General features: G+C 60.7%; 15 protein-coding genes. 7 read left to right on the forward strand and 8 right to left on the reverse strand.

The genetic code is table 11. From position 1 onward, the window contains the following. Positions 1 to 44: 44 nt before the first annotated feature. Positions 45 to 1,649 carry a peptide ABC transporter substrate-binding protein gene (locus PG888_RS09420; RefSeq protein WP_270693310.1) on the reverse strand — a complete coding sequence of 535 codons (1,605 nt, stop codon included), beginning with the start codon at positions 1,647 to 1,649 and terminating at the stop codon, positions 45 to 47. 184 nt (positions 1,650 to 1,833) lie between these two features. Here PG888_RS09420 and PG888_RS09425 point away from each other — a divergent pair, with 184 nt between their 5' ends. After that, on the forward strand, positions 1,834 to 2,541 hold the full coding sequence (locus PG888_RS09425; RefSeq protein WP_058052285.1) for a ParB-like protein: 708 nt from the start codon (positions 1,834 to 1,836) through the stop codon (positions 2,539 to 2,541). Positions 2,542 to 2,642: 101 nt separating this feature from the next. On the opposite strand, the gene PG888_RS09430 is transcribed toward PG888_RS09425, so the two are convergent. Beyond that, entirely contained in the window at positions 2,643 to 3,302 is a 660-nt protein-coding gene (locus PG888_RS09430) for a CatB-related O-acetyltransferase (protein WP_234602181.1), read from the reverse strand. Positions 3,303 to 3,586: 284 nt separating this feature from the next. Here PG888_RS09430 and PG888_RS09435 point away from each other — a divergent pair, with 284 nt between their 5' ends. Next, positions 3,587 to 4,015 (forward strand): DUF2753 family protein, encoded by a 429-nt coding sequence (locus PG888_RS09435; RefSeq protein ID WP_005335785.1) that lies wholly within the window; start codon positions 3,587 to 3,589, stop codon positions 4,013 to 4,015. 17 nt (positions 4,016 to 4,032) lie between these two features. Here the strand turns inward: PG888_RS09435 and PG888_RS09440 are convergent, their stop codons facing one another. Continuing rightward, positions 4,033 to 4,782: an enoyl-CoA hydratase-related protein gene (locus PG888_RS09440; protein ID WP_182938268.1), complete on the reverse strand. Its 750-nt coding sequence runs from the start codon at positions 4,780 to 4,782 to the stop codon at positions 4,033 to 4,035. A gap of 90 nt (positions 4,783 to 4,872) precedes the next feature. Between PG888_RS09440 and PG888_RS09445 the strand changes: the two genes are divergently transcribed. The 3 genes from PG888_RS09445 (at position 4,873) to PG888_RS09455 (ending at position 6,844) form a co-directional block, all read left to right on the forward strand. Beyond that, a complete protein-coding gene (locus PG888_RS09445) occupies positions 4,873 to 5,322 on the forward strand; it encodes a copper chaperone PCu(A)C (RefSeq protein WP_182938267.1) in 450 nt (149 codons plus the stop codon). Between the two features lie 94 nt (positions 5,323 to 5,416). Beyond that, the gene (locus tag PG888_RS09450) at positions 5,417 to 6,046 is read left to right on the forward strand and encodes a TIGR04219 family outer membrane beta-barrel protein (RefSeq protein ID WP_182938266.1); all 630 of its coding nucleotides are present in this window, start codon (positions 5,417 to 5,419) and stop codon (positions 6,044 to 6,046) included. A gap of 117 nt (positions 6,047 to 6,163) precedes the next feature. Beyond that, positions 6,164 to 6,844: an SDR family oxidoreductase gene (locus tag PG888_RS09455; RefSeq protein WP_042019464.1), complete on the forward strand. Its 681-nt coding sequence runs from the start codon at positions 6,164 to 6,166 to the stop codon at positions 6,842 to 6,844. A gap of 94 nt (positions 6,845 to 6,938) precedes the next feature. Here the strand turns inward: PG888_RS09455 and PG888_RS09460 are convergent, their stop codons facing one another. Continuing rightward, a complete protein-coding gene (locus PG888_RS09460) occupies positions 6,939 to 8,663 on the reverse strand; it encodes a proline--tRNA ligase (protein WP_182938265.1) in 1,725 nt (574 codons plus the stop codon). A gap of 274 nt (positions 8,664 to 8,937) precedes the next feature. Here PG888_RS09460 and rlmD point away from each other — a divergent pair, with 274 nt between their 5' ends. Next, positions 8,938 to 10,290: a 23S rRNA (uracil(1939)-C(5))-methyltransferase RlmD gene (gene rlmD, locus PG888_RS09465; RefSeq protein ID WP_270693311.1), complete on the forward strand. Its 1,353-nt coding sequence runs from the start codon at positions 8,938 to 8,940 to the stop codon at positions 10,288 to 10,290. Positions 10,291 to 10,555: 265 nt separating this feature from the next. Here the strand turns inward: rlmD and PG888_RS09470 are convergent, their stop codons facing one another. The 3 genes from PG888_RS09470 to PG888_RS09480 are packed head-to-tail and all read right to left on the reverse strand — an operon-like array spanning position 10,556 to position 14,035. Beyond that, the gene (locus PG888_RS09470) at positions 10,556 to 11,125 is read right to left on the reverse strand and encodes a PqiC family protein (protein WP_182938264.1); all 570 of its coding nucleotides are present in this window, start codon (positions 11,123 to 11,125) and stop codon (positions 10,556 to 10,558) included. After that, a complete protein-coding gene (gene pqiB / locus PG888_RS09475) occupies positions 11,122 to 12,771 on the reverse strand; it encodes an intermembrane transport protein PqiB (protein ID WP_182938263.1) in 1,650 nt (549 codons plus the stop codon). Before pqiB ends, PG888_RS09470 begins: the two co-directional genes overlap by 4 nt. Beyond that, the gene (locus tag PG888_RS09480; RefSeq protein ID WP_182938262.1) at positions 12,764 to 14,035 is read right to left on the reverse strand and encodes a PqiA/YebS family transporter subunit; all 1,272 of its coding nucleotides are present in this window, start codon (positions 14,033 to 14,035) and stop codon (positions 12,764 to 12,766) included. The genes pqiB and PG888_RS09480 overlap by 8 nt, the downstream gene beginning before the upstream one ends. Before the next feature lie 176 nt (positions 14,036 to 14,211). On the opposite strand from PG888_RS09480, the gene hfq reads away from it, so the two are divergent. After that, positions 14,212 to 14,571, forward strand: coding sequence for an RNA chaperone Hfq (gene hfq / locus PG888_RS09485; RefSeq protein ID WP_005335772.1), 360 nt, complete (start codon positions 14,212 to 14,214; stop codon positions 14,569 to 14,571). Positions 14,572 to 14,703: 132 nt separating this feature from the next. Here the strand turns inward: hfq and PG888_RS09490 are convergent, their stop codons facing one another. Beyond that, entirely contained in the window at positions 14,704 to 15,294 is a 591-nt protein-coding gene (locus tag PG888_RS09490) for an HAD family hydrolase (RefSeq protein ID WP_182938261.1), read from the reverse strand. Positions 15,295 to 15,299: the final 5 nt, after the last annotated feature.

The following is a 15,299-nucleotide window of genomic DNA, read 5'->3' on the forward strand; positions in this document are numbered from 1 at the left end:
CCGCCCGCAGGCGGCCCTCTTCGGTTTCAGCCTTGATTGCCAGTTCAGTGTTTGACGAGATAGAGCTGGCGGCTGTAGGCCACATCTTCCGGGTTGTTGATGGGGTAGCCTTTGAGCCATGGCTTGATGAGACGGGCATTGGTGTACTGGTAGATGGGGGCGATGGGGGCTTGATCCAGCAGGATCGCCTCCGCCTCGCCAAACAGCTTGCTGCGACTGGCGGCATCCTGAGTGCTGGCCGCCTCTGCCAGCAGCTGGTCATAACGGGCATTGGCGAAGCCCGCCATGTTGCCGCTGTGACGGGAGCCCCACAGGCCGAGGAACGCTGACGGGTCGTTGTAGTCGGCGACCCAGGAGGAGCGGATCACCTCGAACTGACCGCTCTGGCGGCTATCGAGATAGGTTTTCCACTCCTGATTGGTCAGTTCTACCTCGGCGCCCAGCTTCTGTTTCCACATACTGGCAATCGCCAGTGCCATCTTCTTGTGAATTTCCGCGGTGTTGTAGAGCAGGGTCAGCTTGAGCGGCTTGTCCGGGCCGTAACCAGCCTCCTTGAGCAGGGCCTTGGCCTTGTTGTCCAGCGCTGGCTGGCTGCTGGTGGAGAGCAGGTTGGCGGCCGGGGTGAAGCTGGCGGTCACATCCGGGGTGAAGTGGTAGGCCGGTTTCTCGCCGGTGCCGAGCACCTTGTCGGCGATCAGGGCGCGATCGATGGTGTAGGAGAGCGCCTTGCGCACCCGCACATCGTTCAGTGGTACCTGACGGGTATTGAAGGCGTAGTAGTAGGTGCCGAGCTGATCCGGGGTATAGACCTCATTCGGGATCTGCCGTTTCAGCTTGTCGTACTGCTCCTTGGGGAAGGATTCGGTGATATGCAGATCGCCCGCCAGATAGCGGTTGGTGGCCGCGCTCTCCTGATTGATCGGCATAAAGATCACCTTGTTCAATACGGTATGGGCCCGATCCCAGTAATAAGGGTTGGGGATCAGCTCCAGCTTCTCGTTGACCACTCGGTTGTTCAGCACAAAGGCACCGTTACCCACAAGTTTGCCGGGTTGGGTCCACTGGTTGCCGTACTGCTCGATGCTGGCCTGATGGAGCGGCGACAGGCTGGGGTGGCTCAGCAGGTTCAGGAAGTAGGGTACCGGTTGGGAGAGGGTCACTTGCAGGGTGTGGTCATCGAGGGCCTTGACTCCCAGCTCGCTGGCAGGCAATTTGCCAGCCACGATCTCATCCACCTTGTCGAAGCGGGCCAACTGGGCAAACCAGGCGAAGGTGGCCGCCTCTTTCGGATCGACCAGCTTGCGCCAGCCGTAGACGAAGTCACCGGCTTTGACCGGATCGCCGTTGGACCAGCGCGCATCCGGGCGCAGATGGAAGGTAAAGAACTGGTTGCCCTTGTTTTCCCAGCTGGCTGCCACCCCGGCAACCGGTTTGCCATCCGGCCCCTGGGTCAACAGCCCCTCGAACAGATCCCGCAGTACCTGCAACTCCGGCAGGCCGACCAGCTTGAGCGGGCTCAGGCTCGCAGGTTCATCCTTGAGGTGGCGAACGACAATCTGCTCGGCGGCGAGTTGTGTTCCGGCGGGAATATCGGCAGCCTGGACAGCAGCACAGCCCAGCAGGGCCAGCAAGGGGCTCCATCCTTTCATGGGTCGGATCCTTCAAATAGTGTGAAGCGGGGTGAAAACTCGGCGAGAAAATATCGCCGACAGATGGGAAATCATGATATCCCGTTTGCTGGTCTGACCGCCAGCATTCGACTCTCACGCCCAATCGGGGTAGCAGAGCGTTTTCGGCGTCTGTGCAGTTCAATGTGGTGAGGAGTATCAAACGATGAAAGCATGGTTATTGCTGGCCTGTGTGTTGAGCCAGGGCGTCTGGGCGTTGGCCCCGTGCCAGAGCGACACGGCGGTGGGCAACTGGTGCGAGATCGGCATTGATGCCTTGCACCCGACTCAGGGGGGCGTCGGTCAGATCCAGGTCGATGAAACCCAGGCCACATTGGCGGGCATGAGCGCAAAGCAGCTCGACAAGTTGATGAAAAAGAAAGAGATCCCCGTGGTGATTGCGCCGGATGGCGGCTACTGGCTGGTAGACCGCCACCATCTCACCAAGGCGCTGTGGCAGCAGGGCGTCAAGGATGCGCGGGTCAAGGTGATTGGTCGCCTGCAGGACAAAGCCAACTTCTGGAGCCAGATGCAGAACAACCACTGGGCCTGGCTCAAGGATGAGAAGGGACAGCCGCTGACCCCTGAGCAGTTGCCGACCCGCATCGACCAGCTGCCTGATTACCCCTATCGCACCCTCGCCGGACTGCTGCAGGATGCTGGCTACTTTCGCAAGGACAAACAGGTCTATTTCGTCGAATTTGCCTGGGCCAGCTGGCTCGGCAAGCAGATGCAGTGGATGCCTGTCGATAACTCCAATCTGGCCGCCCGGCTGCAACAGGCCAAACGGCTCGCCTGCGGCAGTGATGCCAGTGACCTGCCCGGTTATCCCGGCAAGCAGTGCAGCCTCAACCAGTCCAAAAGCGCACAGTGAGCGGATGGGCGATAACGGCATCCACAGCATGCCGGAGATAAAAGAGGGCGACCCCGGGGTCGCCCTCCTGCTGTCAGCTTGTTACTGCTGGTTGGCGGTGGTCACTCATGGCGCTCCGCCCAGCGGGCAGCCGCCTGCTCAAGCAGGGCGACTTCACCTTGCTGGATCAGCGGTAGCAAATCGTTGACCTGTTGATCCGGCCAATCCCACCAGGCGAGGGCCTGTAGCCGGGCAATCTCCTCCTCGCCAAAGCGCATCCGCATTACCTTCGCCGGGGTGCCCGCCACCATGGCATAGGGCGGCACATCCTGATTGACCAGCGAGCGGGCGGCGATGATGGCGCCATCGCCGATGGTGACGCCGGGCATGATCATTGCCTCCATGCCGATCCAGACATCGTTGCCGATGCGGGTATCGCCGGCGGGGCGGTAACTGCGCTTGAGCGCCGCCAGATCGGCGAACGGATAGGTGCTGATGAAGGCCGTGTTGTGGGTGTGGTTGCCCCCCATGATGATCTTCACCCCGGCGGCAAGCTGTACATAGTCGCCGATATGGAGCCGGTCGATATGCCAGAGTGGCTCCCAGCCGGTTTCCGGGCTGCGGCTAAAAGAATCGCCATGGAGGTAGCGCACCGCCACCTCTTCGAAGGGGCCATCCCAGGCGCCCGAGTAGTAGCTGTGCTGACCCTTGAGGCAGATATTGGGGTTGGTCACCGTCAGGTGCAGGTATTCGACCTGCGACCAGTGTTGGCAGGTGTTCATGTTGGTACTCCTTTGCTGAATGGATCGGATTGGTTGCGTTCGCGTGAGCGCAGCTAATAGATCCAGACCAGCATGCGGGGCACGCAGAGCAGGGAGCAGCCCAGCATCTGCGGGAGGCGTGGTCGCATTGTGGTGTGCTCCAAAGAAGGGGGAAGGGCACGATCATAAGGTCGGGCACTCGCTTTGCCAAGGTTGTGGAGAGATCCTGCACTAACCCTCTGGTTGATATTTATTCTCAATTAGCCATGATAACACTCCCACCATAACGGACTCGGGAGAGCGAGATGACACCGCAAAGTTGGCAACGATACATGCTGGAGGCGGAGCGAGCCTGGCAGGCCGGTTCGCTGGGGGCTGCGATCTGTTTTTATCAGCAGGCGCTGGGGGATGTTTACGAGATGACCCAGGTCGAATTGACCGAACTGGCCACAATGCGGGTCGCCACCTGTCACCGGCTGGCCGACTTCTGGCGGGCGATGGATGAGCCGACTTACGAGCTGCGCTACCTGAAGCTTGCCTCCGAGCTGGTGACTGCGCTGGTGCCACAATGCCCCAACCGGGAGTGCGAGGCACTGATCAGCGAGCTGGGTTGCTGTCGCGGTGCCCTGCTCGCGTTTCTCAAGCGCCACCCCAATCCGGAAATTGCCCGACTGATCCAGTTGCAGGACAAGGTGCAGGGCTGCGAGCTGATCGGCCGTTTTCGCCTCAACTGAGCGTATTTGGGCGCGGCTCAGCTCCGCCGTTTGAGTTTCTGGGCGATCCGTTGCTGCGCTTCTTCCCCTTGCAGCGCCTGCGCGAAGGCGCGCGCCTCCAGATCGATGACAAAGTGCACTGCCTGTTTAAGCTCCTGCTTGAGCAGTGCCTTGCTTTTTTGCAGCGCCCTGGGCGGCTTGGCCGCCAGCTTCAGCCCCTGCTCGCGGGCAAAGGAGAGCAATCTATCGGCCGCCACCACCTTGTTGGCCAGCCCGAGCCGCAGCGCCTCCTTGGCATCAATGGCTTCGGCCAGCAGCAACAGCTCGGCCGCCTTGAGGTGCCCCACCAGGCGCGGCAGCAGCAGGCTGGAGGCAAACTCCGGCACCAGCCCCAGCTCGACGAAGGGGAGCTGCAAGCGGGCGTTATCCGCCAGATAGACCAGATCGCAGTGCAGCAGAATGGTGGTGCCAATCCCCACCGCAGGGCCCGCAACGGCGGCGATCACAGGTTTGGGGAAATCGGCCAGGGTGTGGAGGAACTGCAGGATGGGGTCGTCGGGCTCCAGCGCGCTCTTGCCCATAAAGTCGGCCAGATCATTACCCGCGGTAAAGCAATCTTGCTGCCCCTGTAACAGCAGGACATGCACCTCCTCATCGGCCGCCGCCTCTCGCAGCGCCGCGACCAGTTGTTGATACAACTCGGTATTGAGGGCGTTGCGCTTGTCGGGGCGGTTGAGGGTCAGGGTGAGCAAGCCATCCTGCTGCTCAGCGATGAGAATGGGGGCCATGTCTAAATCCTTGTTATTGAAAGGTGCAAAAAAGGTTGCCGTTGGGGTAACCTCGGGGCCGTTTAACAACATCATAAAAGGATTTCAACCATGTTTAAACGTGCGTTTTATTCTCTGCTGGTTCTGGGTATGACGGCGCCGGCACTGGCCAAGGTCGAGGCCGTCGACGGCTATGTGCGCCTGCTGCCGCCGGGTTCCCCCAATACCGCCGCCTTTATGGTGCTCAAGAATGACGCCGACCAGCCGGTCAAGCTGGTGGCGGCCGCTTCTGCTGCGGCCGGGCGTGCCGAGCTGCACACTCACCTGCACGAAAATGGCGTGATGAAGATGCGTCAGGTCGAGAATATCGAGATCCCGGCCAAGGGCGAGGTGGTGCTGAAACCGGGCAGCCTGCACATCATGCTGTTCGAGGTGGGCACGCTCTCCGAGCAGACTCCTGTTCCGCTCACCCTCACCATGGACGATGGTCAGAAGCTGGATCTGTCGCTGCCGGTGAAGCCGATTGAGCCGATGGCAGAGATGGATCATATGAAGCACTGACATTTGTCGTCGCTTGTTCAGCATTCCCGCTGGGTATTTTGGCTGTGCCGAGTAAAATAGTGCCCTTTCCATGTATGCAAGAGGAAGTGAAGTGATGAAGAAGACACTGATTGCCGGTTTTGTGTTGGCTCTGTGCAGCCAGAGTGCCATGGCCGCTGACGACTGGCGTTTTGCCGCCGGTGCTGACGTATGGGCTTCTCAGGGCAGTGGTCAGGCATATGGCAAGAGTGCCAATCATTATGATGACAACTACAACTGGAACGGCTATCTGCAACTGGAACACGGCATCATCTTCCTGCCGAACGCCAAGTTTGAAGTCTCCGATTTCAGCACCTCCGGTGGTGCGTTCAAAAATGACCTGACCGCCTACGATCTGAGCCTCTACTACCGTCTGTTCAACAACGATCTGTTCAAGATCGATCTGGGTATGACCGGTCGTCACTACGATGGCGAGCAGGTTTACTGGGGCCGCCAGGGCTATAAAGAAGATACTCTGATGGCCTATGCCGGCAGCGAAGTTAAGATCCCAGGCACCGGTATCTCCTTCTTCGGCGACCTGCGTACCCACGATGCAGACAACTATGACTACCGTCTGGGTGGCGCATACAAGTTCTCCTCCATGCCGATCAAGCTGCGCGCTGGCTGGCGTGAAGCCAAAGTCGATTTCGACAATATCGATCAGTCAATCGACGGCTGGTTCATGGGTGGTGAATTCACTTTCTAATCTGACGGTGGTCTGACGACGCGTCATCAGCATCGAGCAGCGCATTGACGGTCGGCTGGTTTATGGATGGTGAGTTTACTGTCCAATCTGGCCATCAGCTGGCAACGAGGAGGGATAATGGGGCACATCATAGTCACTGGCGCCGGTTCCGGTCTGGGCCGGGCCCTGACCATAGGTCTGGTTGAGCGGGGCCATCAGGTTTCCATGATGGGGCGCCGTTATCAGCGACTGCAGGAGCAGGAGCAACTGCTCGGTAGCGCGGTGATCGGTATTGCTGCCGATCTGGCGCACCATGAAGAGGTCGATGTCGCCTTCGCCGCAGCGGTGGAGTGGGGCGGCTTGCCCGAGCTGGTGCTGCACTGCGCCGGGGTGGGCGAATTCGGCCCGGTCGGTGTCTACACCGCCGAGCAGATCCGCCGGGTGGTGGAGAGCAACCTCATCTCCACCATTCTGGTGGCCCAGCAGACGGTGCGGCTGATCGGCGAGAAAGGCGGAGTGCTGGCCAACGTGCTCTCCTCCGCCGCGCAGGTGGGCAAGGCCAACGAGAGCCTCTACTGCGCCTCCAAATGGGGGATGCGCGGCTTTCTTGAGTCGTTGCGTGCCGAGCTGAAAGGCTCGCCGCTGCGGCTGGTCAACCTCTACCCGAGCGGGATCCGCAGCGAATTCTGGGACAACTCGGATCATGTGGACCCGAGCGGTTTCATGACCCCGGAAGATGCGGCGGCCTATATGCTTGACGCACTGGAAGCCAGAAGCAGCTGCCACGTGACCGACCTCTTTATCGGTCGTAATCCTTGAGGCGAAGTCCGCCATCCGGTTGCCGTCGTCAGAACATACAGAAACAAAAAGCGCGCCAAATGGCGCGCTTTTCTATTCAGGCAAGGGGGCGGAATTAACGGCCCAGCTTGGCCTTGAGCATGGCGATGATGTCGCCAATGGCCACTTCCTGCTTCTCGCCGGAGCGGCGGCACTTGTACTCCACCACGCCGTTGTCCAGACCGCGATCGCCGATGACGATGGCGTGCGGGATGCCCAGCAGCTCCATGTCGGCGAACATCACGCCCGGGCGCTCTTTACGGTCGTCGAACAGCACATCGACACCTGCCGCTTTCAGCTCGGCGTAGAACTGCTGTGCCTGCTCGGCCACTCGCTCGGATTTGTGCATGTTCATCGGCACGATGGCCACTTCGAACGGAGCGATAGCATCCGGCCAGATGATACCGTACTGGTCGTTGTTCTGCTCGATGGCCGCAGCCACCAGACGGGAAACCCCGATACCGTAGCAACCCATCTCCATGGTGACGGATTTGCCGCCTTCGTTCAGCACGCTCGCCTTCATCGCTTCGGAGTACTTGGTACCCAGCTGGAAGATGTGGCCCACTTCGATACCGCGCTTGAGCAGCAGCTTGCCCTGGCCGCACGGGCTCGGGTCGCCTTCCACCACGTTGCGCAGGTCGGCAACTTCATAGGTAGCGATGTCACGATCCCAGTTGGCACCGGTCAGGTGGAAACCGGTCTCGTTGGCGCCGCAGACGAAGTCCGCCAGATGGGCAGCGCTGCGATCGACGATGATGCGACCGGCAAAGCCGACCGGGCCGATGGAGCCTGCATCGCAACCGGCGGCAGCTTTAATCTGCTCGTCGTTGGCGAAAGTCAGCGGGTTGGCCACGCCAGCCAGTTTCTCGGCCTTGATTTCGTTCAGCTCGTGGTCGCCACGCAGTACCAGCGCGATGACGGCCTGCTTGCCGTGTTCATCTTCCTCTGCCAGTACCAGCAGAGTCTTGGCGATGGCGGTCGGTGCCACGTTCAGGAAAGCGGCCACTTCGTCGATGGTGTGAACATTCGGGGTGGCAACCTTGGTCAGGGCCGCGCTGGCGGCAGCGCGTTCACCAGCCGGCGCCAGCGCTTCGGCCATCTCGATGTTGGCGGCGTAATCTGATGTATCGGAGAAGGCGATCAAGTCTTCACCGCTCTCGGCCAGTACCTGGAATTCGTGGGAACCGGTACCACCGATGGAGCCGGTATCGGCCTGCACCGGACGGAAGTTCAGACCCATGCGGGTGAACGCCTTGCAGTAGGCGGCGTGCATCTTCTCGTAGGTATCGACCAGAGACTCTTTGTCGATGTGGAAGGAGTAGGCATCCTTCATCAGGAATTCGCGGCCACGCATCACGCCGAAACGGGGGCGCACTTCATCGCGGAACTTGGTCTGGATCTGGTAGAGGTTGAGCGGCAGCTGTTTGTAGCTGTTCACTTCGTAACGTACCAGCGCGGTGATCACCTCTTCGTGGGTCGGGCCCAGCACGAAGGGACGGTTGTGGCGGTCGGTCAGACGGCACAGCTCGGGACCGTAGTCATCCCAGCGGCCGGACTCCTGCCACAGCTCGGCAGGCTGAACCACCGGCATGGAGACTTCGACGGCACCAGCATTGTTCATCTCTTCGCGAACAATGTTCTCGATTTTCTTCAGTACCCGCAGACCGGTTGGCAACCAGGCATACATGCCGGAGGCCAGTTTACGGATCATCCCGGCGCGCAGCATCAGCTGGTGGCTGACAACTTCAGCGTCGGAGGGGGTTTCCTTGAGAGTGGAAAGCAGATATTGGCTGGTACGCATCGCGGTAGACCTTAGCTAGAACGGGCGCGGGGCCCAGGATAATTTCAAGGGCGGAATTTTAACAGGCTGGGCGTTATGGCCCAAGGGCTAAATTTGCCGCAACCCGAAAGGTGGCAAGACCCGGCAGATGGCCAGGGGCAATGACCATTGTAATAAGCAGGCTTTTTATGCCTGCAATTTGGCCGGATCTCCGCTAAACTCTGCCACCTTTTCTCGATGGGCATGGCTTTGCCGCGTCCATCACCCCCATTTTTTAGTACTTTTGGAGCCGCTCATGCCGTTAGTGGGACATCAACACCAGATCGAGATCCTGGAACTGACCGACAAAGGAGATGGCAAAGGACGCCTGTTCGATCGCCCCCTGTTTGTCGAAGGTCTGCTGCCCGGTGAGCAGGCGCTGGTGGAGCTGACCGAGGTCAAGCCGAACTATCTGCACGGCAAGGTCGCCGAGCTGCTCCAGCCCTCTGCCGATCGGGTTGCCGATTTCTGCCCCAACACCGAGTGTGGTGGCTGTCAGGTGCGCCCGCTGGCCTATCCGGCCCAGCTCAAGCTCAAGCAGGCACTGGTGCAGAGCGCACTGGAGCAGGCCGGGCTGGGTGATACTCCGGTCAAGGATATCCTTGGCATGGAGAGCCCGTTTGCCTATCGCAACAAGACGCAATATGCAGTGCGCAGTTGTGAAGCGGGTGCCGAGATCGGTTTTTATCGCAAGCACTCCCACGATCTCATCACCGCCGATGACTGCGCGGTGCAGGACTCACTGCACGTGGAGCTCAACGCCCGGGTACGCAACTGGATGCGCGAGCACGACATCGCGGCCTATGACGAAGTGAACCACACCGGCTGCGTGCGCAACCTGATGACCCGCAAGGGCTTCAAGAGCGGCGAGCTGATGGTGGTGCTGGTCACCCTGGGCGAGGAGCTGCCGTTCGAAGCCGAGCTGCTGGCGGCCCTGAGCGATCTGCCGGTCACTACCCTGGTACAGAACATCAACGATGAGCGCACCAACCGCATTCTGGGCGCTACCAACCGGGTGCTGCTGGGCGAAGGGGTGATCCGCGACAAGATCCACGAACTCGAGTTCGAGATCTCGCCGCTCTCCTTCTTCCAGAACAACCCGACCCAGACCGATGTGCTCTACTCCAGCGCCCTCGAGTATGCCGAACTGACCGGCAACGAGACGGTGTTCGACATCTATTGCGGTATCGGCACCATCTCCCTGTTCCTGGCAGGCAAGGCCGCCAAGGTCGTGGGGATCGAGTCGGTGGAGAGCGCCATCAGCGATGCCCGCCGCAACGCCGCCCTCAACGGCATCGAGCACACCGAATTCCACGTCGGCAAGGCCGAGCAGCTGATGCCCGAGCTGCACGCTCAGGGCGTGACCGCTGACGTGGTGGTCATGGATCCGCCGCGCAAGGGCTGTGACAAGGCGGTACTGCAGACCCTGGTCGCCATGGCGCCCCGTCGTCTGGTCTATGTCTCCTGCAACCCGCAGACCCTAGCTCGCGATCTTGCCTGGCTGGTCAAACAGGGCTTCGTGCTGGATGAGGTGCAGCCGGTCGATATGTTCCCGCACTCCATGCATGTGGAAGCGGTAGCCCGTCTGAGCCTACCAGCGAAAGCGTGATCGGACACTGGCGTGGAGGGATTTGCATGTTCCTCCTCCACGCCATGCATGTGGCAGCGGTTGCCCGTCTGAGCCTGCCAGCGAAAGCGTGATCGGATATTGGCGCGGAGCGATTGACATGTTCCTCCTCTACGCCATGCACGTCGAAGCGGTTGCTCGCCTGAGCCAGCCCGCTAAGGCGTGAGTCATCACCTGACACTCGCCCATAAAAAAACGACGCCAGCTGGCGTCGTTTTTTTATCTCTGCAATCGGGGGGATTGCCAGTTAGCTGGCGCTCTGGCGCACCTCGGCGGCGATCTGGTCGAGCAGCTGTTGCCAGCCCTGACCCAGTTCGTTCACCAGCGCGTTGTAGCCATCGGCCGGTAGCACCCGCTCCTGACGGAAGGGGGCATCGCGCAGCACGGTGCCATCTTCCGCCAGCAGGCGCCAGCGGCCGCTCAGCACGGCGCTGCCGTCATGACGGCCCTGAAAGCGCTCCACCAGAATGGTCAGCACCGGCCCCTTGCGGGCGCCATCCTGCCGCACCACCCAGCCCGGCAGGCGGGTGGAGAGGCCATTGAGGGTGAGCTGGTTGAGCTGATCGTCGAGCGCACCGGCCCAGCGATGGTACTCGGTGAAGTGCAGCTCTTGCCCTTCCAGTTGATAGACCAGACTGATCCGGTCGAGCTGGCTGGCCAGCGCCACCGATCGCAGCACCAGCTGGTGCTGCGGTTGGGCTGGGGCCGTTACGGGTTGCTGGCTGTCGGCATCGAGCGAGTAGTAGTGCAGGCTTGGCTGGCTGCTGCAACCCGCCAGCAGGCCCAGCAGGGCCAGCGTCAGGATCTCTTTTTTCATTGTTTGCCTCGCTTGGGCTCAGGGTCCGATGGATGCGCGCGATCGAAGATCAGCGAGCTGGGCTGCTCGTTGAGGGAGTGCACCAGCGGCTGCAGTTCGCGCATCAACTGATTGAGGGTCTGCACCGACTGACGCAGGTCCTGATTGGTCTGGGACTGGGCATCATAGGCCTGCAAGGTCTCCTGCAACTGCTTGAGGCTCTCGTTGAGCGAGGCCGGCAGCTGCTGGGTGGCGTCCTTGGCAGTGAGCTTGTTCAGGTTGGCGCTGACTGCACTGATGTTCTTCAGGGTGCCATCCAGAGTGGTGAGTGACCCGTTGACCTTGGTCAGGGTGGTCGCCATGTCCATGTCGACAAACTTGTCGAGGATGAGGTTCACCTTGCGCTCGATCTGATCCAGCCCGCCCTGCACGGTGGGGAAGACCTGATAACCGGCCAGCTTGGCCTGCTCGAAGCGCGGCGCGTCCGGATAGAAGTTGAGGTCGATGATCTTGCCGCCGGTCAGCAGGCTCGAGGTCTTGAGGCTGGCACGCAACCCCTCCTTGAACTGCTTGCCGAACAGGGCGCGCCACTGATCCTTCTCCGCCTTGGCATAGCGGTGGGAGAGGCGCTGCACTTCGATACGGGCCAGCACCGGGATCTGGCGGTTCTTGAAGATCTGCACTCCCTTGTCCTCGATGAGGTAGGGGGCGGAGATGACGGTACCGACCCGGATGCCGCGGTACTGCACGGCGGCGCCCGGGTGCAGGCCCCCCACGTTGTCATCGAACAGGAAGACGTAGTCGATGAACTGATCCAGGCTACCGGCCAGCACGCTCGCCTCATCCTGGAACAGGGTGAACCCTTCCATCTGTTTGACCGGGTCGCCAGGTGCCCAGCCGGGTGGCAGGCCCATGGTGATGCCGCCGTCGAGCAGGCTCTCCAGCGAATCCATCTTCACCTTCATCCCCTCGCTGCTCATGGAGACCTCGAAGCCCGGGGTCATCCAGAAGCGGGAGTTGCTGCTCACCAGAATGTCATAGGGGGCGTTGATGAAGATTTGATATTGCATCTCGCTCTTTTCTGGCAGGAACTTCGCCTCTTCCACCTGACCGATGGTGAAGCCCTGATAGTTGATGGGGGAGCCTTCCCCCAGCGCGCGGGTGTCGCGACTGCTGAGGGTGAGGCGCAGCCCCTTGGCATCCAGCGAGGCGAGCGGCGGCTTGTCCAGCATGGCGTACTCGTCCCGCGCCCGCCCTTTCTTGCCGGGAGCAAGCTCGATATAGGCGCCGGAGAGCAGGGTGCTTAGACCCGATACTCCTTCACGACCAACCCGGGGTTTTACCACCCAGAACTGGCTGTCACCGCGCAGCATACCGGAGGCGGCGTTGTTCAACCGCCCCTTCAGTACCGCGTGACTGTAGTCTTCGCTCAGCTCGACGGCCTCGATGCGGCCGACGTCCACTTCGCGGGAGCGGATTACTGTTTTGCCGGCAACGATGCCCTCGGCGGTGGCAACAGTCAGGGTGAAGCTCGGGCCCTGGGAGTACCAGTGCTGGAACAGCATCCAGATGCCAATGCACAGCGCCAGCAGGGGCACCATCCAGATTGCGGCGGCAGAGCTCAGAAAATCAGAGCCCGGTTTCCACCTTTTTTTACGCTCACTCACGTTCGCGTTCTCCTTGTTGTAAATCCCAGATCAGGCGGGAGTCGAAACTCATGGCGGCGACCATGGTGATCAGCACCACACCTGCAAATGCGACGGCCGCAGGGCCGGGGTAGATGGTCATCAGATTGTCGAGCCGGATCAGGCCCGCCAGAATGGCCACCACGAAGACGTCGATCATCGACCAGCGTCCGACAAATTCGGTCATGCGATAGAGTTTGAGCTTGCCGAGGGGGGAGGTGACATTGCCGCGCTGCACCATATAGCAAAGCCAGAATAGCGCGAGTATTTTCACCAGCGGCACCACCACACTGGCGAAAAAGATCACCGCCGCGATGGGGTAGGAGCCCATGGCCCACAGCAGCACCACGCCACCAAGGATGGTGGAGGGGCTGTCATCGCCGAGGAACACCGTATCCATGATGGGATAGAGGTTGGCGGGAACATAGAGAATGGCGGAGGTAAACAGCAGCGCCCAGGTACGGTTCAGGCCGCCCGGCTTGCGCGCATGCAGGTGACCGCCACAACGGGAGCAGCTGTGGCTGTCCACCTCGCAGAGGGCGCCACAGATGTGGCAGCCCACCAGACCGGATTCCAGTGCTCCCGCATCCGGATCGATCTCACGCGGTGCGGTGGGGCCGAACAGCCGCTGCCACAGCCACATCTGATCCAGCGAAGAGATCATCTTGATGAGCAGCACCGTGTAGCCGACGAAGGCCCAGAACGACAGCCCCATCTTGATGTCGGCCATCCCCATCAGTTTGACCAGCGAGATGAGTACCCCCACCAGAAAGACATCCACCATCAGCCAGGGTTTGATCCGGCAGAGCAGGCGGCCGAGGGAGCGCAGGGCATTGCTGTGCAGATCTTTATCGATCCGCCACAGCACCAGCATGATGGAGCCCATGTAGACCAGCGGCAGGCCGATCAGGGTCAGGCTCAGCACCGCGCCGAGAAACAGATAGCCCTCATCCACCAGGGTAGTGATGCTCTGCAGAAAGGTCATCTCCTGGCCTATCCCTTTGGCCGAGAAGGACATGAAGGTAAAGGCATTGGCGAGCACGAACATGATGAGTGCCGCGAAACCATAGGCGATCGGGCGCAACTCCTGCTGCGGCAGGTGGCGACTCAGGGTGTGTCCACAACGGGGACAGCAACTGGCCTGCCCCACCTCGAGCGGTGTGGCCGGTATCAGTAGATCACACTCTTCGCAGGCAGTGGCATCATGGACATAGGTGGTGTGGTGTTGGTGTGAAGCCGGATGCAAGATAAAACCCCAGATGAGGCCCGTGGTGGAGCCAGAGCTGGCGATTATCGCAGTTGTACTGGTCAGCGACCAGCCCCCGGAGGCCGCTATTGCTGGCGGGAGTGAGAATGACTTTGACAAGCCAGTGCCCATTTAGCACAATCAAACGCCACTTTTTTTCCGCGGGACAATAATTTATGACAACTGAATCCCCAAGCTACTCCACCATCGAGCAAGCCTTCTCCCTCGGGAACGGGCAAGATTCTGCCCTCAACTGGTTGCGCAAGAACCGCAGTCAGGTCGCTATTTTTCTGGTGAGCGGCATCAAGCTGGAAGGCACCATCAGCGGGTTCGACCAGTACAGCGTGCTGCTGACCGATGCTCATGGTAACCAGCAGCTGGTCTACAAGGCCAAGATCTCCACCATCGCCATGCACACCGGCCGTCCGCAGGTGAATATCCAGCGTGCTCGCAAGCCACGTGTCTCCATGGCGCCGCGCCCCCACGGTGCGCCGGGTCGTTATGACGACAATCAGGGCGGCGGCAACAACGAGTAATCGTCTGCCCCGCACTCCTCGTTGACGCGCCCTGCGTCAGCGGCTGACGGAACCTGCTCTCATTTTCATTCATGTCCCGTATGAGAGCCTGTTCCGGTTATCGCCCCTTGCAGGGCGATATTTTTTTCCGCACTACGCCGTTATGCCGACTGGTTGACCCTCTTTGACCATGCAGGTCTGCATACCCGCCGCTTTTCCGGCCTGTACCCCGATACCGGTATCTTCAAACACCAGACAGCCTGATGGCTCGACCCCCAGCTTGCTGGCGACCAGCAGGAAGGTGTCCGGATTGGGCTTGTGCTGCTCCACATCGTCTGCGGTGACCACCACAGAGAAGTAGCGATCCAGCCCGGTGTTGCGCAGCACCGCTTCGGCGTTGACGCGGGGCGAGCCGGTGCCAATCCCCATCGGGATGACACCATGATAGCGCTCGACCAGCGCCTGCATGGCCGGAAAGACGGTCGCCTTGTGCAGGTTGGCCACATAGTGGGCGGTCTTGCAGCGGGTGACTTCGAGAGGATCGAGGGGGATCTGCTGCTCCTGTGCGACCAGCAGGGCTATCTTGCGGCTCGGCATGCCACCCAGCTCATAGAACCAGTCGGCGTCGAAGTGAAAGCCAAACTCGCGGGCGGTATGTTCCCAAGCGGCGAGGTGCAGCGGCATGGAGTCGACCAGGGTGCCATCAAGGTCAAAGACCAGGCCTTGGAATCCGGAAAGAGTCATGGTGC

This window comes from Aeromonas sp. QDB23 (assembly GCF_027707745.1).
Classification (GTDB): domain Bacteria; phylum Pseudomonadota; class Gammaproteobacteria; order Enterobacterales; family Aeromonadaceae; genus Aeromonas; species Aeromonas allosaccharophila.